The 25,327-nt window shown below is 60.3% G+C and carries 22 protein-coding genes; 13 read left to right on the top strand and 9 right to left on the bottom strand.

What is annotated here, in order from left to right; genetic code table 11:
* The first annotated feature begins 81 nt into the window (after positions 1 to 81).
* Entirely contained in the window at positions 82 to 1,017 is a 936-nt protein-coding gene (locus tag I1969_RS08670) for a DMT family transporter (protein WP_195234611.1), read from the top strand.
* A 100-nt stretch (positions 1,018 to 1,117) separates the two neighbouring features.
* Here the strand turns inward: I1969_RS08670 and I1969_RS08665 are convergent, their stop codons facing one another.
* Entirely contained in the window at positions 1,118 to 2,119 is a 1,002-nt protein-coding gene (locus I1969_RS08665; RefSeq protein ID WP_195234609.1) for a GGDEF domain-containing protein, read from the bottom strand.
* Positions 2,120 to 2,447: 328 nt separating this feature from the next.
* On the bottom strand, positions 2,448 to 3,470 hold the full coding sequence (locus tag I1969_RS08660; RefSeq protein ID WP_195234599.1) for a 2-keto-3-deoxygluconate permease: 1,023 nt from the start codon (positions 3,468 to 3,470) through the stop codon (positions 2,448 to 2,450).
* Positions 3,471 to 3,984: 514 nt separating this feature from the next.
* Here I1969_RS08660 and I1969_RS08650 point away from each other — a divergent pair.
* Complete coding sequence (locus I1969_RS08650; RefSeq protein WP_195234595.1) at positions 3,985 to 4,797, top strand: HD domain-containing protein; 813 nt, start codon at positions 3,985 to 3,987, stop codon at positions 4,795 to 4,797.
* On the opposite strand, the gene I1969_RS08645 is transcribed toward I1969_RS08650, so the two are convergent.
* Genes I1969_RS08645 through I1969_RS11270 form a run of 3 tightly spaced genes read right to left on the bottom strand, consistent with a single transcriptional unit; the run spans position 4,794 to position 8,419 of the window.
* Positions 4,794 to 5,999 (bottom strand): electron transfer flavoprotein subunit alpha, encoded by a 1,206-nt coding sequence (locus I1969_RS08645; RefSeq protein WP_195234593.1) that lies wholly within the window; start codon positions 5,997 to 5,999, stop codon positions 4,794 to 4,796. The two genes, I1969_RS08650 and I1969_RS08645, sit on opposite strands and share 4 nt — an antisense overlap.
* Positions 6,000 to 6,815 carry an electron transfer flavoprotein subunit beta/FixA family protein gene (locus tag I1969_RS08640; RefSeq protein WP_195234591.1) on the bottom strand — a complete coding sequence of 272 codons (816 nt, stop codon included), beginning with the start codon at positions 6,813 to 6,815 and terminating at the stop codon, positions 6,000 to 6,002.
* A gap of 2 nt (positions 6,816 to 6,817) precedes the next feature.
* Entirely contained in the window at positions 6,818 to 8,419 is a 1,602-nt protein-coding gene (locus tag I1969_RS11270; protein ID WP_195234589.1) for an FAD-binding oxidoreductase, read from the bottom strand.
* Between the two features lie 345 nt (positions 8,420 to 8,764).
* Between I1969_RS11270 and I1969_RS08630 the strand changes: the two genes are divergently transcribed.
* From I1969_RS08630 to I1969_RS08590, 9 genes are all read left to right on the top strand, one after another.
* A complete protein-coding gene (locus tag I1969_RS08630) occupies positions 8,765 to 9,061 on the top strand; it encodes a hypothetical protein (RefSeq protein ID WP_035137058.1) in 297 nt (98 codons plus the stop codon).
* Positions 9,058 to 9,567, top strand: a complete 510-nt coding sequence (locus I1969_RS08625) for a hypothetical protein (protein ID WP_035137057.1) — start codon at positions 9,058 to 9,060, stop codon at positions 9,565 to 9,567. The genes I1969_RS08630 and I1969_RS08625 overlap by 4 nt, the downstream gene beginning before the upstream one ends.
* 89 nt (positions 9,568 to 9,656) lie before the next feature.
* Positions 9,657 to 10,256, top strand: a complete 600-nt coding sequence (locus I1969_RS08620) for a hypothetical protein (protein WP_035137056.1) — start codon at positions 9,657 to 9,659, stop codon at positions 10,254 to 10,256.
* On the top strand, positions 10,240 to 10,521 hold the full coding sequence (locus tag I1969_RS08615) for a hypothetical protein (protein WP_035137055.1): 282 nt from the start codon (positions 10,240 to 10,242) through the stop codon (positions 10,519 to 10,521). Before I1969_RS08620 ends, I1969_RS08615 begins: the two co-directional genes overlap by 17 nt.
* Positions 10,522 to 10,539: 18 nt before the next feature.
* Positions 10,540 to 11,970, top strand: a complete 1,431-nt coding sequence (locus I1969_RS08610; RefSeq protein WP_195234587.1) for a hypothetical protein — start codon at positions 10,540 to 10,542, stop codon at positions 11,968 to 11,970.
* Positions 11,971 to 12,088: 118 nt separating this feature from the next.
* Entirely contained in the window at positions 12,089 to 12,805 is a 717-nt protein-coding gene (locus I1969_RS08605) for a DUF554 domain-containing protein (protein WP_035137052.1), read from the top strand.
* Between the two features lie 88 nt (positions 12,806 to 12,893).
* A complete protein-coding gene (locus tag I1969_RS08600; RefSeq protein ID WP_271748078.1) occupies positions 12,894 to 14,654 on the top strand; it encodes a TerB N-terminal domain-containing protein in 1,761 nt (586 codons plus the stop codon).
* The gene (locus tag I1969_RS08595; protein ID WP_195234585.1) at positions 14,647 to 15,951 is read left to right on the top strand and encodes an ATP-binding protein; all 1,305 of its coding nucleotides are present in this window, start codon (positions 14,647 to 14,649) and stop codon (positions 15,949 to 15,951) included. The genes I1969_RS08600 and I1969_RS08595 overlap by 8 nt, the downstream gene beginning before the upstream one ends.
* A 116-nt stretch (positions 15,952 to 16,067) precedes the next feature.
* A complete protein-coding gene (locus I1969_RS08590) occupies positions 16,068 to 18,512 on the top strand; it encodes a DEAD/DEAH box helicase (RefSeq protein ID WP_195234583.1) in 2,445 nt (814 codons plus the stop codon).
* Positions 18,513 to 18,538: 26 nt separating this feature from the next.
* Here I1969_RS08590 and I1969_RS08585 read toward each other — a convergent pair whose 3' ends face one another.
* From I1969_RS08585 to I1969_RS08570, 4 genes are all read right to left on the bottom strand, one after another.
* Positions 18,539 to 19,417 (bottom strand): spermidine synthase, encoded by an 879-nt coding sequence (locus I1969_RS08585; RefSeq protein ID WP_195234580.1) that lies wholly within the window; start codon positions 19,415 to 19,417, stop codon positions 18,539 to 18,541.
* The gene (locus tag I1969_RS08580) at positions 19,418 to 21,325 is read right to left on the bottom strand and encodes an elongator complex protein 3 (RefSeq protein ID WP_195234578.1); all 1,908 of its coding nucleotides are present in this window, start codon (positions 21,323 to 21,325) and stop codon (positions 19,418 to 19,420) included.
* A 97-nt stretch (positions 21,326 to 21,422) separates the two neighbouring features.
* Complete coding sequence (locus I1969_RS08575) at positions 21,423 to 22,322, bottom strand: DUF4097 family beta strand repeat-containing protein (RefSeq protein WP_195234569.1); 900 nt, start codon at positions 22,320 to 22,322, stop codon at positions 21,423 to 21,425.
* Positions 22,319 to 23,032: a helix-turn-helix domain-containing protein gene (locus tag I1969_RS08570; RefSeq protein WP_195234567.1), complete on the bottom strand. Its 714-nt coding sequence runs from the start codon at positions 23,030 to 23,032 to the stop codon at positions 22,319 to 22,321. The genes I1969_RS08575 and I1969_RS08570 overlap by 4 nt, the downstream gene beginning before the upstream one ends.
* Before the next feature lie 267 nt (positions 23,033 to 23,299).
* Here I1969_RS08570 and I1969_RS08565 point away from each other — a divergent pair, with 267 nt between their 5' ends.
* Both I1969_RS08565 and trmB read left to right on the top strand, forming a co-directional pair.
* On the top strand, positions 23,300 to 24,172 hold the full coding sequence (locus I1969_RS08565) for a methyltransferase domain-containing protein (RefSeq protein ID WP_022094355.1): 873 nt from the start codon (positions 23,300 to 23,302) through the stop codon (positions 24,170 to 24,172).
* Positions 24,173 to 24,290: 118 nt separating this feature from the next.
* A complete protein-coding gene (gene trmB / locus I1969_RS08560) occupies positions 24,291 to 25,130 on the top strand; it encodes a tRNA (guanine(46)-N(7))-methyltransferase TrmB (protein ID WP_006234478.1) in 840 nt (279 codons plus the stop codon).
* The last annotated feature ends 197 nt before the right edge of the window (positions 25,131 to 25,327 follow it).

Below are 25,327 nucleotides of genomic sequence, written 5' to 3'. Positions count from 1 at the left end.
AATCCCTTCGGGTAACATCACCCGCCACCGACGCATCCGGTGGCGGGTTCTTTTTTGCTTCGCGCATGTAGGAAGGACATCATGGAAAGCCGCAAGCCGTATCTCGCCACCCTGCCCGGACTCATCCTGGGCTGTCTCGTTTGCTGCGCGCTCTGGGGCTCCGCCTTCCCCTGCATCAAGATCGGCTACGGCCTCTTTGGCATTCCCGCGCACGACAGCGCCTCGCAGCTGCTCTTCGCGGGTCTGCGCTTCACCCTTGCCGGCATGCTGGTCATTGTTGGCATGAGCGTGGCCCAGCGCCGTCCGCTCGTTCCGCAAGCGCGTGATATCAAGCCCATATGTATCCTGTCGCTCTTCCAGACTATCGGGCAGTACTTCTTTTTCTACCTGGGACTCTCGCGCGCCAGTGCCATGTCGAGTTCCATCATCGAGGCCAGCGCCAACTTCCTAGCCATCCTCTTTGCCGCTCTGGCGTTTCGCACCGAGAAGCTCAATACGGCCAAGGTGCTCGGCTGCGTACTGGGCTTTGCCGGCGTCGCGCTCGTCAACCTTTCGGGCGCGGACGGCACCTTTGGCTTTACGCTCGACGGCGAGGGCTTCATCCTGGCCTCCACCGTCGCGGGTGCCCTTTCGACCTGCCTGATCGGCATCTTCTCGCGCGAGCACGACGGCGTCTTGCTTGCCGGGTGGCAGTTCTTGGTCGGCGGTCTGGTCCTCACCGCCATTGGCTTTTTGATGGGTGGTGCACTCTCCCCTACGGCGATTGCCCCCGCCATCGCGCTCATCATCTACATGGCGCTTATCTCCGCGGTCGCCTACTCGCTGTGGTCGCGCCTGCTTGCCGTCAACCCCGTCAGCCGCGTCTCGGTCTTTGGGTTTATGAACCCCGTCTTTGGTGTGCTGCTGAGCGCGCTGCTGCTCGGCGAGGGTGCTGGCACGAGCCCCGTTACCGTCATCGTTGCCCTGCTATTGGTCTGCGGCGGCATCATCATCGTCAACAAACCCAAAAAAGCCTAGCGAGCTACCCTTATTTAGCAGAGGGATTCACATACTTTAGTTTAATGGAATACATCGGTGAGCTGATGGCCGCCACGCACGCCAACGTGCGCCCTTTTTTCTAGCGTATCTGGACGCCGGCTTTCTTTTTCTCGGCCTTGACGCGGTAGAGCTCCGCATCGGCAGCGCGAAGTAAGTCTTGCCAGGTATCAACACTATCGCCGACCCGCGCGTAACCGATGGACATCCGCAATGCATACGGCACCTCGGCACAAGCGAGCTCGTCGTTAATCGCCGAACACAGGTCTATGATGTCCTGTTCCGCCGTCGCCTTTTGAAGCACCACGAACTCATCGCCACCATAGCGTGCGATAAAACCACCAGACGCCGAGCAGACCTCTTTGAGCGTAGCAGATATGACCTGGAGGGCATGATCGCCCTCAACATGTCCATACCGGTCGTTAATTTGCTTAAAGCCGTCGGCATCCATCATAAGCAGATACACATCATCGGCCTGGTCAGCACCCGAGAACAGCGACAGCATATAGGTCTCAAAACGGTTGCGATTGTTAAGGCCAGTCAACGGGTCGGTCGAGATCAGCTGCTCCTGACAAACAATGTAGAGCTGCAACATACTTAACATGATGCCGACACTAAGGCAGGGACCCGAATAAAAGACCTGAAAGACACCGGCCACCAAGGCCGGAATGGCGAAAAATGCCAAGGTTTGATAGATGGCCTTCTTTTGTAGGCTCTCGACCTTGCAAGATTGTATAAACGCATGCAGGGACGTATATATAACGTAGCAGTAGCTGACGATGGGCTGGATCATATAGACAAAACCGCGACGATACGCGCCCTGCGCATCGATATAGAACAGGGCGTGCGTCCAGTAGCTAGTAAACGCCAGTACGACTACCAGCACCGCAGGCAGCGTTACAAACGCCATCCTATAGCGCGCGGTCAAAAGGCGAGAACCCTGCACCGTCTCGGAATAGATAAACCAAATGAGGCACGCGGCGGCAAAGAGCGAAAACGAAACCGCGTTGGAAATCCAGTTGGCAGCAATGCCCAGCGTGCCGCCCACACCGTCCGAAAGCGTCCAGATTATATCGAATAGCATGTACGCGGCAGAGGTGTAACCGAGCGTACTAAACAATAACTGCTGGGTACTCGAGAACAAGGAGTGGCGACTTCGCGCGGCAAGCCCGATAAGAACAATCATGCATAGCAGGAATATCTCAATCTTGAGTGCCTTAACCACTAGACGCCATCCCTTCAATATCCAAGTGGTCAGAATCGCCCGATTCGTGTCTGGGCAATAAACACCCCTACTCCGCAGGGGTAAGGGGAATAATAGCAGAGCGCCCGAACGTCACTGCAAGACAGCTTTCGTTCGGGCGCTCAAACGGCGCGAATTGCACGCCGGCTTGATTGACTCGCGTCGACGATTACTCGCCATCGATGTCGGTCGCGACGGCCTCCTCGATGGCCTCGACACCGGCAGGCGACAGATCCTCTTTGCCGTGGCAGAACTTCTTATCGACCCAGCCGGTCAGAATCGGAGCCATGATTGCCGTGATGATGACGGCAGTGGCGATCTGCGCATACGCAGTGGGCGCAAGCTCGGCATAGCGCGGGGCGACCTCGGCGAGGGCGACCGGCGTGGTCATAGCCGTGCCGGCGATAGTGGAGCAGGCAACGGCCGCCTTGCCGTTACCACCGCACAGGCGCTCGAACGCAAAGGTAATGGGACCGACGATAAAGAGCGTGATGAGGCCCAGCAGGATGCCCGAAATACCGCCGGTGATAAAGCTCGAAAGGCTCATGGACGCACCGAGCTGAAAGCCGATAACGGCGATCGCGGGATTGGCGCCGGGGACCAGCAGATTCTTGATAAACGGGGACAAGTTGCCCAGGACCATGCCGATAACAAGCGGCAGGATGGATCCGATGATGGTGCCGACGGGGATGTTGGCGAGACCCGAGACACCGAGGATGATCATCGTGACGGCGGGGCCGGCCGTAAAGAACAGGATACCGACAGCGCCCTGCTCGGACTCATCGCCGAACTCGCCCATGATGCCCGTATAGAGCGCCATGTTGCAAAACGTGATGCCGCCGATGATAGACACGGAGCTCAGGCCCAGGAAGTTATCGTTAAAGAAATATGCCACACCCAAGCCAAGGGCGGCCGCAACAACAAGCTTGGGGATCAGTACGACGATGCCGGTCTTGATAGCGCCCGGCGTGGACTTAAAGCTGATGCCGGCGCCCACAAACAGCAGAATTGCGGCGACGATGGTGTTGGAACCACCGCGACAGGCGGCGGTAAAGAAGCCGCCGATCTCGAAGACCTGCGGGCAGAAGGTATTGAGCAAAAGACCGACGATCATCGGGTAGATCATGATGTCACCCGGGATGCGCGGTACTTTGAATTTCTTTTGCTCGTTGGCGGTCGCTTCCTGTGCCATGAAACCCCCATTTCCGCTGACGCAGAACAAAAGCCCACGTCGCGCTTTGCTACAGTAAAGTTTGACCATGGTACCAGAAGAAGCAGACCGGCTTGGTGAGAAATTCGATTCGTCGACCGGGACGGTAAGCGCGCCCTTTGCTTTTATACAAGACTCAAAACGATATAGAACACGATGCCCGAGACGCAGCACCACAACATCGACTTTGTCTTGATTGCCACCGCCACGACGCCGGCAGCCACAATCCAGGGAATCAAGCCCTGCCACAGGCCGGCGTCAAAAGCGCCAGGGCTTATCAAATCGTTAGCAACCAATGCCGCACGGCGCGGCTATCGCAACATAGGTAAGCATCACCGGCCAGATGGTTTTAACGATTTTGAGCACCATAGCGTTCCTCGTCCCGACAATCTTTCCGAGCCGCATTCGACGACACGGCAGAATCATCGCCCGACGGAAATAAAGTTCGCCTACAATTGCCACCGGATCGAAAGACACAGCTTTTTAGGAAGTCATTATGACAGCTATCGATCGAACGACGGCAGTCGCGGCCTTCAAGACCTATACCGATGCCTACGATGCCGCCAATCCGCGTATCGCACTCAAAATCGAGCATACGTACCACGTTGCCGAGGTATGCGATGCCGTAGCGCGAGAACAGGACTGGTCACCGCAGGACATTGACCTAGCGTGGCTTTGCGGCCTGCTACACGATATGGGTCGCTTTGAACAGCTGCGACGCTGGGACACGTTTAAGGACGCCGAAAGCATGAGCCATGCGACGTTGGGTGTCGAGGTCCTCTTTGGCGAAACGCCTGCAGACGCGCCCGCGACAACAAGTATCCGCGACTTTATCGACGATCCGGTAGAAGACGAACTCATTCGAGCAAGCATCGCCCACCACAGCGATTTTCGCCTGCCCACGGAACTCGACACCCGCACGCGGAACTTCTGCGATATCGTACGCGATGGCGACAAAATCGACATCATGCGCACCATCGCCGACAGCACCGTCGATACCATCCTCAAGGTTGATGAGGATACATTTCTCGCCAGCCGGTTCTCGACACCGGCGCTCACCGCCTTTGACGAGCGCCGCTGCGTTGCACGCGATGAACGCGATGAGGCCGCCGACTACCTGGTAGGGCTTATCTGCTTTATGTTTGAGCTCGTCTATCCGGCAAGCCGCGCGCTGGCGCGCGAGCAGGGCGATATCTACCGCCTGCTCGACGCGCCTTTTGGCATTGTGCGCCCCTTTACCGATTCCGCCACGCAAGCGACCTGGGAACGCCTAAAGAAAGAGATGCGAGCCTGGCTGGCGCGCGCCTAGCGCTCAAGCTGGGCCAGAAGTTCCTCGACGACTTCGACGGCGTCACCGACAACTTTGTACTGCGCAGCGCCAAAGATGGGAGCATCCGGGTCCTCGTTGACGGCGATGATGCACTCCGCGCCGCCGATGCCGGCTAGGTGCTGGATAGCACCCGAAACGCCGATACTCACAAGGAGCTTGGGCGAAACCGACACGCCGGTCTGGCCAATCTGGTGGCGATACTCCAACCAGCCTGCCTCCACAACGGGACGTGTGCAACCAAGCTCGGCACCCAGCGCATCGGCGAGCTTTCGCATCAGAGGCAGATTCTTCTTGGAGCCAATGCCGCGGCCCACCACGACCAGGCGCTCGGCATCGGCAATTGATGCCTGCTGTCCCCACTCCTCGGCGGCAATCGAGATCTCGACGCGGGCCTTAACATCATCCGCAAGCGATACCTGGGTAATTTTGCCAGAGCGACTGTAATCAATCTCGGGCGCCCCAAAGATGCCGGGACGCACCGTTGCCATCTGGGGACGATGATTGGGGCAGATAATGGTGGCCATCAAGTTGCCGCCAAACGCCGGGCGGGTCTGCCGCAGTAGACCCGTCTCCGTATCCATCGAAAGCACCGTACAGTCGGCCGTAAGGCCCGTCTGCAAGCGTACGGCCACACCGGGCGCCAGCTCACGGCCAAAGGCGGTCGCGCCGTACAGAATGGCCTCGGGCCTGCGCTCTGCCACCAAATCGCAAATCAAGCGAGCATAGACCTCCGCATCGTTTTGACGCAGCCGCTCGTCGCGGCAGACCACGACCTCGTCGGCACCGGCGCAGACCAGATGTTCCAGGTCCTCAAGCGAACTCTCAAGGCCCATGCCGGCCAATGCCACCAGACGGCAACCGCGGGCATCGGCAAGCTCGCGCCCCTTGCCCATGAGTTCGTAGGCCACCGGGGCCACGACATCGTGCTCGTCGGTCTGAACGAATACCCAAATGTCTCGATACGTATCGAGGTCAACCGCACCGGCGGCCTCGTCACGCTCGATCGAAATGGCATTGACGGGGCAAGCGTCGACGCACCCGCCGCACAAGATACAGCCGTCGGTCACATGGGCGCAGCGGTTGGGGCGCTCGCCCTCCACCACAATGCCGCCCGAGGCACAGGCGCGAACGCAGCGGCCACAGCCAACACATGCCTCGCTATCGATTATCAGTCCGCTCATCTATGCCATCCCCTCGATAATCTTGGCAAGCTTTGCCGCCTGCTCGACCGGTGTGCCCTCGATGGCCTCACACGTTTGGTCGCGGTCAGGCACAAACGAGCGCACGACCTGCGTCGGCGATCCGGTAAGGCCGCAACGCGAAGGGTCGGCATGCACATCGGCAGCACAGACCACCCGCACGTCCGCATCTTCGGCCGCGCGAATGCCGGCGATGCTCGGCATACGCAGCTGGCCGATCTCCTTGGCGGTCGTCATCGCACACGGCATCTCCAGATAGACCGTCTCCTCGCCGGCATCGCAACCGTGAACGAGCGAAAGCGCACCGCACGTCGTAAAACCCGCGCTCTGCACGCAGCTCACATCGGTCACGCAGGGAATCTCGAAGGCGCCGGCCAGCTCGGGGCCAATCTGGGCAGTATCGCCATCCACCGCCATCTTGCCGCAGATGAGCAGGTCGAAGTCCTCGTCGAGCGCCTCGATGCCGCATTTGAGAGCATAGGTGGTCGCCAACGTGTCCGCGCCCGCAAAAGCACGGTCGGTCAGCAGCAGCGCGTCATCGGCGCCACGGGCAATGCAGTCGCGCAACAGCGATTCGGTTGCAGGGATGCCCATCGACACCACCGTCACGCGTACATCCATGCCAAAGCCGATAAAGTCGTCCTTGAGCGCCAGAGCGCATTCGAGGGCACTTGCATCGAAGGGATTAATGACCGCCTGCTTGCCATCACGCACGATGGTATTGGTTTTGGGGTCCATCTTGACCTCGGTGCTTCCCGGCACTGCCTTGACGCACACCACCATATGGAAATCGCTCATCTTCACACGCCCCCTTTCTGGACGAGTTCATCCAAGAGCTTCTCCGAAAACAGGTTGCCTCGACCCAGCTGCCCGGCAGGATCGAGCTGCAGCTTGAGTCGAGCCGATTCGACCATGGCCTCGTGGCCGTACATCGTCTCCAAAAAGCCCGCTTTGATCTTGCCGACGCCGTGCTCGGCAGAGACGGCGCCGCCCATAGCCGTTACCTCCGCAGCCCACTGGGCAAACAGCTCGCCACCGCGACGGTAGTCCTGCGCATCGCGCGGCAGGATATTCACATGCAGATGGTTGTTGCCGATATGTCCCCAGGCGGCAGACTCAAGCCCGCTTTCGGCCAGCGTGCGGCGATAGAGGGCAACGACATCGGCCAGGCGCGCGTTGGGCACCGACATATCCGAGCCCAGCTTGGTAATGGTGGGGTCGGTGCGGCGACGCTCGTCGATGAGCATGTTGACACTCTCGGGGACGGCATGGCGGAAGAACCGCTGACATTCGCGATCGACCTCGGTGCGCGCAACCCAGGTCGCGTCGTCGCTGCCGCCCGCAAGCTCCAAAACCCATCCCAAGTGGTACAACTCCTCGGTCGCCTGCGCCTCGTCGTCGCAGTCGAGCTCCACATAGACACAGACCTTTGCCTCATCGTCGAATGCCGGCAGCGAGGCAAACGCGGTCGATTGCTCGCGCTGGCGGCGAAGGATATCCAAGGCACCGGCATCGAAATACTCGATAGCGGCGGCATGGGACAGCACGGGACGCACGGAATCGGTAAAGGACACCGCCTTGTCCTCGCTGTCGAAAAAGCAGCTCACGCCCCATACGACCGAAGGTGCCGCCTGCAAGGCGATCTCGAGCTCGGTAATGACGCCGAGTGTGCCACACGCACCGATAAAAAGATCGATGGCGTCCATATCGTCCGAAACGAAATAACCCGACGCGTTTTTGGTCTTGGGCATGGTATAGCCGGGAAGATCCAGCTCGAGCGCACGGTCCCCTGCCGTCACGAGCGACAGGTGGCGTGCGTCAGCGTGCGCCTGACCTCGATGGAGCTCGAGCAGGTCGCCGTCTGCCAGTGCCACGTGAAGCCCCGTAACGTGCGGGCGCATGGGGCCATAGGCGTAGCTGCGGGCACCGGAGGCATTGCACGCCGCCATACCGCCCAAGCAGGCAGATGCCTCGGTGGGATCGGTGGGAAAGAACTGCTCGGGAGCTGCCTGGAACTCCTCATAGGCCTCAAGCGATGCCTGATCCCAGCCGGCGGTCGGCAATGCCTTCTTACCCAGCTGCTTACGCAGCTCCGAAAGCACGACGCCCGGCTCCACGCGCAGCAGAAAACGGCCTTGCTCGTCGCGGCGAAGACCCAGGTAGCGATTCATGCGAGAAGTGTTGAGGATATGGCCGCCGTGGGGCACGGCGCCGGCAGCCAGACCGGTTCGAGCGCCTTGGACCGTTATCGGAACATGCTCGGCATGGAGCTTTCGCAGAATGGCGCGAACTTCGTCCTCCGTTGTCGGAAACGAGATACTCGACGCCTCGCCCGATGTGCGAGATTCATCGCGACCATATTCTTCGAACTCGTCGCTGAAGGGTTTGATGGCTGCAGACACGCGAACTCCCCCTTTAGTTAACTACAGTGTTTGCAGGGAGATGTTACCGCATCGTTTCGTCGACGTGTTCGAGACCGTCTCCATAATTGGCGTTTTTTACGTTCGTGCAATTCGGCGAGCGGCTTGATTTCCTCGGCAGACGATGCTTTTGACACATATGGCCCCGCCGTCGCCGACCGCGCGATTGTCGCTCGAAAAAAGTTGGAGTATTTTTTGCCGCCTTTTACCTGCGGAGACGCCAATCCGTCAAGCATTTGGTCAGAAATTGGTCAAGTAGCGGCTGATAAGGTCGGCGTCGACAGCCAAAACCGATAGAAGTTTTGGCCCAGAAGCAGGGAGGTTCCCATGGCATATTACTGGCCCCAGTACGGCATCGCCATCGAAGTCGACGACGATCCCCATCTCCTGCCTTTCGACGAAGAGGCGTTCCCCGATACGACGGTCTACCACGTTACCACCGATGTGATCTGCGACCCCGAGTCGTTCTCGGCGCTCGCCCACCACATCGCGCATATCCACGACATCGAGCTCCCTCCCGACTTCGACGAGCTCGTCTACTCGCGCCGTCTGATGCTTCACATGCTCTTTGGAGCGGACCCGTCCACCTTTGCGCGCGTCTATACCGCCAAGGATGCCGCATGAGCGCGAAGAAGCCACCCCACTTTGCAGGCCTGGGTCGTCGCAAGAAGCTCATCGTTGCCTGCTTGGCCATCGTCTGTGCCCTTGTCGCCGTAGGACTATACGTTTGGCAGTCGCAGCCCGTACCCGAGGCGGGCGCTTCGGTTACGACGGCCGAGGGCAAAACGCGCCAGGAAATCCAAGATGAGCTCGACGCCATCGTCCGCGACAACATGATGACGATTTCGGTCGCGCCGGTCGCTCAGCTGCAGGAGGACGGCAAACTGCGCGTCAACGTGCAAAACGTCCAAGACAATAAATTTCCCCAGCGATTCCGCGTCATCCAAAACGACGAGACCATGTACGAATCCGGTGTGGTCGAGACCGGCAAGACAATCGAGACGTGCCCCGCCGGCGACATCAAAGAAGGCGAGGCGTACATCGAGATCCAGGCACTCGATGCAAAGACCCTCGACAGCCACGGCAATCCGACACGTGTCAAGGTACGGGTTGAGCAAACCGAGAACTAGCCTTCCGGCCGACACGGCACCGCATGCAATTCACCAGCATTCGTCCAATCATCGCGGGGACGGCCCGCGGCGAATAGAAAGGAACGACCATGGACATCACCAGGAACATGAACGGAGTCAGAGCGCTCGTCGTGGGCACAGGGCTCGCGCTCGCGCTCGCAATGGGCGCCGCCCCGACGCCAGCTATGGCAGCCGGGCGCGTTGGAACCACGAAGGTAATGGTCAGGACCGAGATCGACAACGTTGAGTTCAAAGTTCCGACGGTTATTCCCTTCGTCGCCAAGGCCGACGGCACGCTTCAGGGCCCCTCAGAAGACGCGACCACCATCGACAATCATTCGGCCTACGGCATCCATGTCACCAACATGAAGATCGACGCCATGAACACCTGGACCATTGCCGCCGACGCCAAGGCCGGAACCGCGCAGAACTCCATCGACTTTAAGGTCGGCCCCGACGGCGCGCTCCAGAACGCCAGCGCCGCCGCGCAAGGGACGGGCCTCGATCTTTCCAAGAATGCAGCCTTCGACATGGGCTACCAGGGCATTGCCGGCGGCACGGACAAAATCAAGCTCAAGACAAGCGGAAACGTCGCCCGCGTCACGCGCGACATCTTCCGCGTAACCGGCGAAGGCGATCAGGTTGCGACGATCACCTGGACGGTCGAGCCCGGTGCGCACACGGCATAAGGCCGTCGCCCTGGCCGCCGCCGTCAGCATCCTAGCGTTTGGGCCAGCCATGGCCTTTGCCCAGCAAGAACAGGCGCAGGCCGCCACGCAAGTGACGGTCGACCTCTCGGAGCTCGACCGCGGCGACCGCGAGGAACCGTTGGCGCAGACAGGCGACAGACGATGGCTCTTGGCAGCAGGCGCCACAGCAGCAGGCGCGGGAACCGCCGGCCTCGGTCTGCACATCAAACGCAGCCAGAAACAAAACACGGACAGGCCGCACTAAATTAGCTAAGGAGACCCCATGGCATCGAAGAACCTTTTGCCCGTCGTCGCACTCTGCGGCGCGCTCGCAACCGGAACGCCTGTCGCCGCTTGGGCGACTCCCGTCATGGCAGACTCCTTACCAGTAGCCCTAAGTTCCGCACCAAATCCGTCGAGCGCCATTGCGTGCGAGCGTTTTTCGATCGCACAGGCCGTGATCTCAACCTCGGGATGCCTTCGTCGTAATACGGACGGCTCGATAGTCGTGGATATCAAGCGTTCGAACAAGGCAAACGGCTCCCAGGCGGGGTGCGCCGTCTGCACGTGGCGCTCGGTTGTGCTCGATGCAGATGGCGATCCATGCAATTTAGAGCTGCGCATCGACATCGCTTCGGTCGATGACTCGGCGAACGGAGCGAAGGTCGCCTTCGACGGTGCGTTTTTCGAGAAAGGAGGCGGTATATGTCTGGGCTGCGCCGCCGCGAATGCAGACGATGCGCAGCCCACCCTCTCATTCACGGCATCGTTGCGGCTGACCAAAGCCGGTACCGATGTTATCGCGGCGGGAGAAGCGTCCCTGCTGTTCTACGCCGTCAGCACCAAAGACACAGACGCTCATTTCGAGAAGCCAGCCGGATCACTCAGCCTTACACGAGGGATAGAGGCAGGCCCTATTGAAATCGATGCCCACGCGCAAAGCAGGCAACGCATTCTTGCCGACCCGGCGCTTCTCGAAATGGAGTGGAACGGATCCGGAGCCATCGGAATTCTCCCCTCCGCGTTTGACGCCAAGACGCTCCCCCCAAACGACGAACCCATCAACGCAACCATACAAGAAGAGAGCGCGGACAAAGAAGCAGGTGCGGGCGACACGCCGTCGCCGACAAACAGCGTCCCAGCTTCTCTCGAAGCGCCGAATGAGCCCGCTGCCGATCCAAACGATCCCGAGCTCGCGGACAGTCTGGGGCTTGCTGATCCTCAAGAGATCGATGAAGGTAACTGCTGCGTGCTTGCCGCGCTCGACCACACAGAGGTCATCGACGCTGCGAACATCGAAGTTGCCGCCGCCAATCAGCCCGTCCGCAAGTCGGCTATCATCGCATTTCCTGAATCCATCGAAGTCGTCTTTTTGCCATCGGGCGAGGTCGTGGCCCCAACACTGCTCACCTTGTTGGGCGCCAAGAATACTCGAAACGAAATTAAAAAGGTCACAGTTGTCGACCCTGCAACCACCGCCAAGCTGCGTCTATACGCCGTTGCTCCAGACGGAGGCAAGACCTTGGAATTCGATGGCGACACACTCCTGGCCTGGCGACGTCTGGACATTATGCAAGACGTCTCGTATCAGATCGAACTCGAAGGGTTTGATCGTGCCCGCGATGCCAATATCATCGCCGCGGCTATTGAATCCCCACAGCGGCTTATGACACTGCGCTTTGAATACTATCCCTATGTCCCGACAACCACCTGAGGCTTAAATGCCGCGCATCATTCCTAATACCACTTATATAACGTATTAGATGAGTCGCGATGTACCTCGCATTTCGTTCTGCTACGATTGCCACGTTGGCATCAATACAGGAGGGCTCATGCCGGGCTTGGGAACAATCATCAACGTTGTGCTTTTAGTTGCGGGCGGTCTTTTGGGATTAGCGGGCGGCCGCTTCATTACACCGCGCATCCAAGACACGCTCATGAAAGCATCGGGGCTGTGCGTCCTGTTTATCGGCCTTGGCGGCACCATGCAAAAGATGCTCCTTATCGATGGGAAGGCGCTAGCGACCACCGGCACCACCATGCTCATCGTCTCGTTCGCCCTCGGCTCGCTCATCGGCGAGGCCATCAACTTGGAGGCCGCCATCGAGAACCTTGGCGAATGGCTCAAGCGCAAAACCGGCAGCGAGGGCGATAACGAGTTCACCAACGCTTTTGTCTCGACTTCACTCACCGTGTGTATCGGCGCCATGGCCATTGTGGGATCGATCCAGGACGGTCTGCTCGGTGACTGGTCAACGCTTGCCCTGAAAGGCGCATTGGACTGCATCATCGTCTGCACCATGACGGCGTCGCTTGGCCGCGGCTGCATTTTCTCCGCCCTGCCCGTCGCCGTGTTCCAGGGGACGATCACGCTGTTTGCCGGCGCACTCTCCCCCATCATGACTACGGCAGCCCTCGACAGCCTTTCGCTCGTAGGCTCCATGCTCATCTTCTGCGTCGGCGTCAACCTCATCCGTCCTCAGACCTTCCGCACGGCCAATATGCTCCCCTCCGTCGTCATCGCCGTCATCTACGCCCTCCTGTTCTAAATCTATCTACGCAGCAGTATCTCGAACACCTGTTTGATGCTGTGCTATGATATGAGGTCACCGAAGCTGCGTTAGGAGAGGAGAAGCGGTGGCCGACCAGGACATCAAGATGCTCATCGAGCGCATTATGGCCGAGGCCCGGACCCATCAGTCCGCCCGCTTCTCAAACGAAATCTACGCAGACGAGCCGATTCTCAAAACCGGCCGACAGATGCAGAATTTCCTCCCCGACCAATACCGCAAGATGCGCGAGATATCGCGCTGGCAGGATGACCCCAAGGGCGGCGCGGGCCGCTGGCTATCGGAGGCCGAGCTTTTCTACCGCCAAGGCTTGCTGATGGCCGACTTTGAGGACGACTGTCCCTACAACGGCACCTTTAAGTCGTACTTTCCCACCTACAATGCCATGAGCGACCGGCAGTTGCGCGGCTACTTTACCTGGCGTGCCCAAGTGCGCCGCGGAACCGTCGAGGAAACGTCTACATCCTTTGCCTTTCTGTATCTCTATGAGCTGATTTGCGGCATTGGCGTAGATGACCCGCTCGACGGTTTTAACAAGATCAAGGCCTTTTGGGATGTCTATCGCGCCTTCGAGCCCGGCATTGATCGGTTTGCACGCGTGTGGTTGCAGGATTACGCCGTATTCCATGGGCTCAACCCCAAGCTGCTTCGTGACTCTAAAACCGTCATGTTCGATAACGCCCTTATCGAGCTGCGGCGCGCAGCACGAGACCTTGTACCGGCACCGGCACCGTCCGACCAGACCCCCAAACGTCGCAAAACCTCCGAGCCCACGCTCCCCCTTCCGCCCGATGAGGTGCGCGAGGAGCGACTCATGGCCGCCATCAACGCCCTCTCCACGTACAACCTAAGTAACTCGCGGCTCGACCGCAGCCACCACCGCGATCTGCGCCACGCGGCATGCGCCGTGTATGTCCGCATGGCGCGCTACTATGACACGCACCGAAAGACCGGCATCGTGGCGAGTTTATTTGGGGAGGAGACGGCCATGCCCTACACCATGTTTGCCTCGGCCGTATTCTTTGCGCCCGAGCGCCACGAGGACTGCGAATATCGCCTGGATCCTATCCATATCTACCGTTGCCAAAACGGCTTTTGGGAATGCATGCGCATCCACGGTAGTAGGCAAAAGAGCAGCAAGCTCGGTGAAATGATGCGCGCCTGCGACCAACGCCTGCGCCTGGCGCTGGACCCCGCCCATCCCCTTAAGGAAGAAAAGGTCCCCAAATATCTGGCCAAAATTATCGATGACGAGATTGTGGCATGGCTTTCGTGGGACGCCGTACACCAGCCCGTCAAGATCGATATCGATCTGAGTCAGCTGGGGCACATTCGGAGCGCCGCTGCGCAAACGCGCGAAGCGCTTTTGATCGACGAAGAGCGCGAGGACGATGTGCCCACAGAGGTCGATACGGCGGAATCCGAGCAACCGGAAGCCAAGCCTGCGACCGACGTGATGGCCGAGCCGATCGCGGCGCCTACGGAGCGCAACAAAGCCGACGAGCCAACCATTTCCACCGAACAGTTTGGCGTCGTGGCACCGCTCCTCGCACCGACGCCAGCGGTCGTATCGACTGCACCCGCTGGCACCGCAACCGAACTCGCGCCCGCCGCAGATGCCTTCCTTCGCGCGCTGCTCGAGCAAAACGCAGCGCAAGCGACATTGGCGGTAGTGCAATCGGAGCAGAGCGAGGACATGCTCGTCGACAGCATCAACGAGGCGCTCTTTGACCTGGTGGGTGACACCGTTATCGAGTTTGGAGCGGCAGGACCGCAGATCATCGAGGATTACGAAGCAGACGTGAGAGGATACCTAGACCATGAGTGATACCGCATCCACAGCACCCCGCGTGCCCAAGCGCGTCGCTGCCGTCATTCTCAACTCGCTCAAGGGCGGCGTGGTCCCGCGCATCGGCCTTCCTTACATCACCGTAGGGCGCGAGGTCGAGATCCGCGCCCTGCTCACCGATCTGAGTCTCATCGCCGACGGTGGCGCGAGCTTCCGCTTTCTGGTCGGTCGTTACGGCGCCGGCAAGAGCTTTTTGCTCCAGACCATCCGCACGCACGCCATGGGCGAAGGATTCGTCGTCGCTGATGCCGACCTGTCGCCCGAGCGCCGCCTGCAGGGCGGTCAGGGACAGGGCCTTGCCACCTACCGCGAGCTCATCCGCAATATATCGACCAAGACGCGCCCCGAGGGCGGTGCGCTCAACCTTATTTTGGATCGCTGGGTCGCCTCGTGCGCCGACGTCGACGAGTCGGTCGTCAATGCCCAACTGGCCCCGCTCGAGGAGATGGTCCACGGCTTCGACTTCACCCGCATGCTCCGCCGCTATCGCATGGCCGTATCCGAGGGCGATGAAGAGGCTATGAGCCGCGTGACCAAATGGATTCGCGGCGAGTACCGCACCAAGAGCGAGGCTCGCGCCGAACTGGGGTCCTCAACCATCATCAGCGACGATGACTGGTACGACTACGTCAAACTCATCGCGCGTTTTTTGGTTTGCAGTGGCTACAAGGGCATGCTGGTGCTCATCGACGAGCTCGTGAATCTGTATAAGATTCCCAACGCCATTACGCGCCAGTACAACTACGAGAAGATCCTGACCATGTACAACGACACGCTCCAGGGCAAGGCGCAGTACCTGGGCATGATCATGGGTGGCACGCCAACCTCCATCGAGGACCGTCGCCGCGGCGTGTTCTCCTACGAGGCCCTGCGCAGCCGACTCGCTCAGGGCCGTTTTGCGCGCGAGGACCTTAAGGACATGCTCGCGCCCATCATTCGTCTGCAGCCACTCACCTATGAGGAGCTGCTGGTGCTCATCGAAAAACTCATGCAGATCCATGCCGGCTACTTTGGCTGGACGCCCACGCTTACCGAGAACGACTTGGTGGACTTTCTCAAGATTGAGTTTGGCCGCGTGGGAGCCGATACGCACTTGACGCCGCGTGAGGTCATTCGTGACTTTATCGAGCTGCTCGACATCCTATGCCAAAACCCCGACGCCAACGTGGCCGAGCTACTGCAAAGCGTCGGCGGCGACGCGCTGCCGCCGGCAACAGCAACAGGCGACACCGGCACCGCAAGCGGCGACCGCAATTTCGCCGAATTCACCATCTAACCCGCCAAAAAGGGACAGGTTTATTTTGGCAGGCTTTATCTGGGCAAACGTCGAGGCAGTGATGCGGCAAGCCACTGCTCACCGCGTTAAGAGGTTCGTATTTGAGAGGAGGCCCCGTGAACGCCTTTGACCGCTACGCCCCGTTTATCCAAGACTTCATCTACTCCCACGATTGGGAGAGCTTGCGCTCTATCCAGGTTGCGGCAGCTGATGCCATCTTTAACACGCAAGATAATGTGCTCCTGACGGCATCCACGGCTTCCGGCAAAACCGAGGCAGCCTTCTTTCCCATCCTGACCGAGTTTTGGGAGAACCCGCCCGCAAGCGTGGGCGCCCTCTACATTGGCCCCCTCAAGGCGCTCATCAATGACCAATTCGTCCGCCTCAACGATCTGTGCGAAGAAGCCGATATCCCTGTCTGGCACTGGCATGGCGATGTCTCGCAGTCGCACAAGGCTAAGCTCATCAAAAAACCGAGCGGCATCTTGCAGATTACGCCCGAGTCACTCGAGGCGCTCCTGATCCATAAGCACATGGCGATCCCTCGTATGTTCTGCGACCTGCGCTATGTGGTTATCGACGAAGTCCATTCGCTCATGCGCGGCGACCGCGGCGGGCAGACGCTCTGCCTTATCGAGCGGCTCTCGCGCATGGCAGGCGTGCAGCCCCGCCGCATCGGTCTGTCGGCAACCATCGGCGACCCCGAGCGCACGGGCGCCTTCCTGTCGCAGGGGACGGGACGCAACTGCGTCATCCCCCGTTTTGAGGAGCCGCGCCGCGTGTGGCGCATCTCCATGGAGCACTTCTACAACTCGGGTCCCCAGGCGCAGCAGCGAGGATTCGAGAGCATGGGTCCTCAAGAGGCCGAAGTGCTTGCGTGCGAGCGCATTGAGGTAGTGACACCCGCGGCGCTGCCCGCATCCGGACAAGACATGCGCCACAGCGGACAGCTCACACAGGCGGAACGTCGTCAACGTCGCGAGCAGGCGCGGGGCAAGGACGCTCCCAAAGACCGTCGCACTTCCTCGGCCCCCGAGGGCGAAGTCGACATCCCACGAGCGACCGAGCAGGCGCTTCTCAGCCCCACCGACACAGCGCCAGACAACGCCGACCCCGGCATGGGCTATATCTTCGAACACACCCGCGGCCGCAAGTGCTTGGTCTTTGCCAACTCGCGCGAGGAGGCAGAGGCCGTGTGCTCCATGCTGCGCAGCTACTGCGAAAGTCGACACGAGCCCGACCGCTTTCTAATCCATCACGGCAACCTTTCGGCATCGCTGCGCGAGACGGCCGAGGAGCTCATGCGCGACGAGGAGCAGGCGCAGACAACCGTCACCACCTCTACGCTGGAGCTCGGTATCGATATCGGCCGCCTGGAGCGCGCGTTCCAGATCGATGCGCCGTTTACCGTCAGCTCCTTTTTGCAGCGAATGGGCCGCACGGGACGCCGCGACCTTCCGCCCGAGATGTGGTTTGTCATGCGCGAGGAAGAGCCCGAACCGCGCACGATGATGCCCGAAACCATTCCATGGAAGCTCCTGCAGGGTATCGCGCTCGTACAACTCTATCGCGAGGAAAAGTGGGTCGAGCCGCCCGAGCTCGATCGACTCCCCTACAGCCTGCTCTATCACCAGACTATGTCGACCCTCGCCAGCACCGGCGAGCTCACGCCGGCCGAACTTGCCCAGCGCGTGCTCACGCTCAGCTATTTCCATCGCATCTCGGCCGATGACTATCGCGTATTGCTTCGTCACCTCATTAAGATCGACCATATCCAGGTCACCGAGGGCGGCGGACTCATCGTGGGTCTCGCGGGAGAGCGCATCATTAACAACTTTAAGTTCTACGCCGTATTCCAGGAAAACGAGGAGTTCACCGTTCGTAGCGAGTCGGCCGAATTGGGCACGATCGTCAACCCGCCACCGCCCGGTGAGCGCATCGCCATCGCCGGACACTGCTGGATTGTCGAGGAAGTGGACTGGAAGCGCCATACCGTCTTTGCCACGCAGGTCAAGGGCCGTGTGCCGGCCTACTTTGGCGACTGCCCCGGTGATATCAACACACATGTACTCGAGCGCATGCGCAAGGCGCTCAACGAGCACGCGGCATATCCGTACCTTATGGGTAACGCGCGGGCCCGCTTGGCGCAGGCTCGCCATACGGCCGAGATTTCGGGCGCAGGGACCAAGCCACTCATCAACCTGGGCGGCGATACCTGGGTGCTCTTCCCCTGGTTGGGCAGCTACGCCTTTCTGGCGCTCGAACGTATGCTCAAGATTAAATGTGCCGCGGAGCTGGGCCTTCGCGGACTCGACCCATCGCGCCCGTACTTTATGCAGTTTAAGATGAAGGCTGACGAGGAGACGTTCTTTGAGGTGCTCGCCGCCGAGGCCGAGAAGGACTTCAATCCCATCGAGCTCGTCTATCCCGGCGAGGTGCCTTATTTTGATCGCTACGACGAGTACGTTCCCGAGGAGCTCGTGCGCAAAGGCTTTGCCGAAGGCGTGCTCGACATCGAAGGCATGAAGCAGCGCGTTCTCGGCTGGCGCGACCACGCCTAAGACCAGTCTTTTTGGGACGGGGAGACCTATTTGTCGTGAAGAACGGTGCCGATGAAGTCGGTGTCGAAGGGCACGGCTTCGGCAAAGGCGTAGTTGCCGTCGCTGGCGATGAGCAGGTAGTTCTCCTCGCCGCCGAACTCCGCATCGCCGCACGGGACCACCCAGGCATGGGCGAATACCTCGAGTGCCGTGGCAGCGCAGTCGCGCAGGAACGTCACGTCGCTCCCCTCGTTTGCGCTCACGATATTGGCGACGTAGACGCCCCCAACATTTAGGCTGCCCCGCACTAAACGCAACGCTTCAACGGTCGCCAGCTCGCGCACGGGCTCGGCACCGCCAAAGCAATCGCTCACGACCACGTCGTAGCGACGATGGCCCACGCTCGTCACACCCAGATACGAGCGAGCCTCAGCGGTTATCACCCGCAGGCGATCGCCCGCCGCGCGCTCCAGCTCGTCTAGGTAGAACCAGCGGCGCGCCAGGCGCGTAATCTCTCCGTCATACTCGATGACGTCCATGCGCAAGCCCTCGTGCGACATCAGGGCGAATTTAGGATAGGCAAACCCGCCGCCGCCCAGCATAAGCATACGGTCGATGCCGTGACCATAAGCGTCGCGCATCGCATCCTCGGACTCAAACACGTCGTCAAACGCACGATAGTACGCAAAGACGGGCTCGGCCCAACGCTCACCGACATAGCTCGCGCTTTGGTAGACGCCGCCTTGCACCAACACGCGAATCTCATCGCCGCACTCATCGTGCACGCGCTTCACACGCGCCAACCCATTGCGGGTTCGCGCGACCTGCAGACAGGCAGCACGAACAGCGACAGCGGCCGCACCAAGCGCCGCGGCCCCCAGAGCAACGCCGGCAACGACGCCGGCAGAAACACTTGGCTTGTTCATCTAGAGCTCCTTTTGCAGATAAAGGCCATGGTCATAAAATCCAAGATGGCGATAGTACTCGCGCGTACCAATCGCGCTGATCACGTTGATGCGCGCATAGCCGGCATCCCGGGCAATCTCGCACGCACGCTCTACGAGCAAACGCCCCAACCCGTGATGCTGCGCCGCCTGGCCCTGGTCACCCACGCGTGCCGCCATGCCATACACGTGCACCTCGCGAATCATCGCCTCGTCCGGCGTCGTCGGCAACTCGTCCGCATGCGCGGCAACAAACGAATGGTCGGGCAGCGACAACCGCAAAAAGCCCGCGATCTTGCCCTGCTGCGTCACCCACTGCAAAAAGCGCTCGTAAGTCACCGGTGTCTCGTACGTCACTTCCTCATCAAGAGATAGCTCGTCCAAGTCGGCACCCGCGGTACTGATCTCACGATAGCGAATCTCGCGCACCGTCGCGCCTTCCCCACGAGCCGCCAAGCGGTTCTCAACGAGCTGGCGCAGGTTGGGTTTCTTGTTGCCCACCATGATGTCGTCGGAGCTAAAGTCGCGGATCATGCGACTGATGCGGCAGAACGCCGGCGTCACCACGATGTCGTCGGCCAATACATCGAGCAGCTCTTCCTCGGTATAGGGACGCCACTCGCCGCGCTCATAGCAGCCCACCAGACGCGAGCCCTCGATGAGCGCGCACGGGTAGACCTTGACCTCGTCGGGCATAAAGGCCCCCTCGGTCATAAAGCACTCGTAGTCGCGCTTGTCCCCCTCGGGCGTGGCGCCCAGCAAGTTGAGCATAAAATGCGCATGGATCTTAAAGCCAAACAGGCGCGCAAGCGAAAACGCCCGCTCAATCTGCGCCACCGAAATGCGACGCTCGTTGATATCGAGTAGATGCTGGTCAAGGCTTTGGATGCCCATCTGTATCTTGGTGCAGCCCAGACGGCGGATGAGCGTAAGCGCCTGCGGCGTTACAGCATCGGGGCGCGTCTCGATAACGAGTCCCACCACGCGATGCTTCGCCGTCTCGTTGATGCGCTGCTGACGCTCGAGCTCCTCCATCGTTGCCGTCTGCCACTCGGTGACCTCGCCCCACGGCGTACCGGGGCCGTACAGACGACGCACCGCGCGGTTATAGCCGCCCACGGCAGCATCCACACGCTCCTGCTCGTCGGCAACGCCGGCAGCGAGCTTGGCCTCGTCTGTCGCAATGCCGGCAGCCCGATAGCACTCGCGGCGCTCTGTTACCACCGGCGGCAGGGCATCGGCGGGAGCGTCATCGAGCAGGCGCCCCGCCTCGGCACGGCTGATGCCCGGACGCGCCAACATGGGGTTTGCCGCCACGCCGGCGACGGCATCGTCATTGAGCGCACGGAAAAGCTCGGACATAAACCACGTCTGATAACCTTGCGGATAGTCGCTCCAGGTGCCACCGAGCACGATAAGCTCGATCTTGTCGGTCGCATGCCCCATCTGCGAAAGTGCGGTCAGGCGAGCGCTCACCTGCAAATACGGGTCAAAGCAGTTTTGCTCCGCACGGGCGCATGCCGGCTCGGCATGCAGATAGCTTTTGGGCATGCGCAGATCGTTGGGGCAAAACAGGCAATCGCCCGAGCAGGGCCACGGCTTGGTGATGACGGTAATGGTCGCCACGCCCGAAGCCGTGCGGCGCGGCTTCATGCGCAGCACCTGCAGCAGCTGACGCTCCAGCTCGGCATCGACATTCCATCCAGCCCAACGAGCCGGCTTCTCACGTTTAACCCGCTGGTAGAACGGCAGCAGACGGCGCTTGGCCAGATCTCGTTTGTCGGCACCCTCACGGCGCGCCTCGGCATGTATCAGTTTGACGAGCGCCTTGTCGTCCACGGTCTCACCGCGACGCAGAGCCTCGAGTATGTTCAAAATAATCTGTTCCATGCCCCCATTGTAAAGGCAAAGGCGCCGGAGCCAGTCACGGCCCCGGCGCCTCCATCAAAGAGCATGCCTATATGCACCGATCTCCGAAAACCGCATGTCACACCGATTCGAACGACATGTCGCCCGAACCGACCTTAAAACGATACGTTGCAGACTTGTCACCGTTGTCGAATTCAGCATTCAATATGGTCTCGCCATCGTAGCCAAGCGGAAGGAAATCGCTCTCAAAGTCACCGCTGCCCACGGTGAGGCTCGCCTTAAAGCCCGTAGAGTTCGGAACCGTCATCTCCACATCGCCCGAGCCCACGCTTACGTCCATCGACTTCGCGGGGGCCTGGTAGAGCTCGAACGCCACATCACCCGAACCGACCTCGGCATCCAAGGTGTCGGTTACGGTGCCCGCAAACTCAACGTCTCCCGAGTCCAACGTCAATTCGAAGTCGTGACATGCAATGTCCGCGACCGTCAGTTCTCCCGACCCCACCCTCGCCGTAATGCCGACCAGGTTATCCGCAACATCCCGCGGCAGCTCGATGGTGACCGAACGATCGATAGCGCGCTCGTCATCGCAGTCGAACTGGCTAATCGTGAGTGTAGAACCCTTGACCTCGGCCAGATTCTGAGTGGCAGCATCGTAGGTAGCTACCCCCTTTGCAACACGACCGCTCTCGATGACACGCACCTGCCCGCCGGAAACGCACTTGATCTCAACCTCACCCGATGTCACATCCAGGTCAAGGGACTGGAATGAGTCGGCATCAAACGTTTCGCTCGAAAGCTGCCGAGACTGAGCGGAATAGTTACCGCCATCCAAAGAATCGTCCCCGTCAACCACATCGTCCATACCGGACAAACCGGATGCAATATCGCCGAGATCCCACGGGCCATCAAAATGAAACAATATCCGCGAAGTGCCAAAGATAAGCCCGATGATGAGCACGAACGCTCCGATACCGACGCCCAGGCGGACCTTGGACTCATGCGAGAGCTTCATCATTCATCACCTTCTTTGGCGCTCGGCTCAGCGGCGGTCGAGGAAGCCACGTCAGTATCAACCGCAGCGGAAACATCCTGAGCCTTAGCCGCCTCCGGCGCCGGACCAACCTGAATATCCCCGCGTGCCCAATCGCCATCGAGCGCACGCGCCACCCAGTGATAGATGGGGATTGTAAAGAAGATCAGCGCGGCAAAGGAGCCACCAAACAGGAACATCAGCAAAAAGAACAGCAGCCAGCACACGGCCCAATACGGAAACGACTGGAACGGACCTTTCACCGGAGTCGAGCCAGCTGCGCCGCCACTCGTCACCTGCGCCGTAGCGGCATTGGCGGCCTGCGCGCTCCAGCTTGCCGCTTGCGCCGCCTTGGCGGCGGCATCACTCGCCTGTGTTGCCGCCTCGGTAGCACGTGCCGCTGCCTCATGGGTACGGGCGCGCTCCGCTGCCACGGCCTCGCGCTGACGGGCGCGGTCCTCGTTCTCAAACTCGATATCGTCCTCGATCTCATCGCTCGGATTAAGGAGCTCGTCCAAACTCACGCCATAGAGTTTTGCGAGCGAGATCAGGTTCTCGGTATCGGGCGAGCTCTCCGCACGCTCCCATTTACTGACCGCCTGGCGCGACAGCCCCAGCTTTCGCGCCAGCCCTTCTTGGCTAAAACCCTTGCTGCGACGAAGGTCGGCGAGCCGCTGCGCAGTTTCTACATTCATGGTTCCTCCTATGTGATGCCAGCCGTGCCGCCGGACCGTTTTTGTTCTTAAGGCGCCTTGCACAGTTAAAAATCTATCCGCCACCGCCAAAAGCATGCCACCTATTCTAGTGAGATTTTTGACAACCGGCGGTTGCGGGCATATATGAGCTGCGGAAATGTGTCCAAACAAAGCAATGACCCGCAGCTCGGTTGTCCCCGTTGCGGCGTTAACGGTAGTATGGTCGTACTGTTTATTCCGCACCGCCAACGGAGGGAGTTCCGCGCCGTGAACCGCGATTTCGCCTCATCGCTCATTCAGCTCAACAATACGTTCTATCGCGAGCACTCCGCCTCCTTCTCCGATACGCGCCAGGCACCGTGGCCCGGCTGGGTGCGCACTATGGACATAGCGCTCGAGCAGCTCGACGTCGCCACGATCGAGCATCCCGTCCGCGTCTTCGATCTTGCCTGCGGCAACATGCGATTCGAGAACTTTGCCGCCGGCGGCGCACTTGCCGCCAAGGGCGTCGACGGCGCAAACCCCTCGGCAGATGCCAGCTGCCCCTTCGAGTTCTATGGCGTCGACTCGTGCCAAGACCTGGCCATCGATGCACATGGCCACGCCCTGCGCATTCCCAACCTGCACTTCCAGGAACTCGACGTGCTCGACGCCCTCATGAAGCTCAACCCCGCCGAGACACCCGACGTGCTTTTCGACGCCCCGCTCGCCGACATCTCGGTCTGCTTTGGTTTTATGCACCACGTGCCGTCGTGCGAGTACCGCGTACGCGTGCTCGACGCCCTGGTGCGCCAGACGCGCCCGGGCGGCATCATCGCCATCAGCTTTTGGGAGTTTATGAACGACGAGCGCATGGCGCGCAAGGCCGTTCGCGCCGAGGCCCGTGCCGAGCTCACCCCGCCGTTTGAAGGTTACGATTCCGCGCAGTTTGAAGCCGGCGACCACCTCATCGGCTGGCAAAACGACCGCCACGCCTACCGCTATTGCCATCACTTTGACGATCAGCAGATCACCGACCTGGTGCGCGGCGTCCGTACGTTCTACAAGAGCGGCGAGGTCCCCGTGCGCGAGCTTGAGCGCTTCCATGCCGACGGTCGCAGCGGCGAGCTCAACCGCTATGTGATTCTCAAACGTCTGTAGGCACCGACGATTCGCCGCCGAGCCGCACCGCATCTTTCGGGCAAACTATGCCCACCCTTTTTCAACCCATTGACGGAACGCGCAGCTATGCGTTCCATACTTATGACCAAGGAGCCTCATGGGAGCCGTCCACGTTCGCACGCCTAAGAACTTTGTGCTCGAGGAGCGCCTGGAGCGCTACGCCGATGCGATCGAGACGAACCCCGAGGCTTATGCCGGAGATTGGCGCGAGGCTTGCGCGCCAGCTGGCAGCAAGCCCTTCGAACACCTTCACCTGGATCTTGGCTGTGGCAAGGGAACCTATCTGGTCGAGCGCGCCCACCGCGAGCCCGACACCCTCTTTATCGGCATGGACCAGGAGCCCATCTGCATCGCCTATGCCGCGCAGAAAATCTGCGAACAGGGGCTATCCAACGCACTCGTCCTGCCCCGAGGCGCCGCATCGCTGCCACAGCTGTTTGCCGCAGGCGAGCTCGATGCCATCACCATTAACTTTCCCACGCCGCAGCCCAAGGCCAAGTACGCTAAAAAACGACTCGTCCATGTCGACCATCTGATGCTCTACCGCCCGCTCTTTTCAGCCGGCGCTACCGTCACACTGCGCACCGATAGCAAGCCGTTGCGCGATTACGCCCTGGGACAGTTTGCCGCGGCCGGCTACGATACGCTTTGGGTAAGCGACGACGTCCGCCGCGACCATCCCGAGCATCCCGAGACCGAGTACGAGCGCCGCACGCGCGAGATGGGTGCCGCCGTCTATGGCATTTGCGCCACACCTGGAGCGCAGCCCAGCGATGAACAGCTCGCGGCGGGCCGCGCGCAGGAGCAAAGCCTAGCCTGCTACCTGCCCGATAACCTCGATGAGCTCGCCTATGTGCCTCTGGGCATGGAAGAGGCCGTCGAGAACTTTAGAAACCGTGCCCGCAAGGGCAAGAAGCGTCTACCGCAAGAGTCCTAGGGGCTTCTGATGGTCGCGGCGTTGGCAAACAAGCGCAAATAGGCGCCAGCGAACGGCCCTCAAACCTAAGTGAGTAGACTATTTTGCAATAGCCAAGCACAGCCCGCATAGCGAAACATAAAACCGACGCTCCTATAAGTTGTCAAGAGGCAGTTTGCGGGAGCGCTCTCTCCAATTCGCACAGGAGCTCGTAATAC

The sequence above is a fragment of the Collinsella aerofaciens genome (assembly GCF_015548375.1).
Classification (GTDB): Bacteria; Actinomycetota; Coriobacteriia; order Coriobacteriales; family Coriobacteriaceae; genus Collinsella; species Collinsella aerofaciens_AB.
The sequence above is the reverse complement of the archived record's forward strand: the minus strand, read 5'-3'. Positions and strand labels throughout refer to the sequence as shown.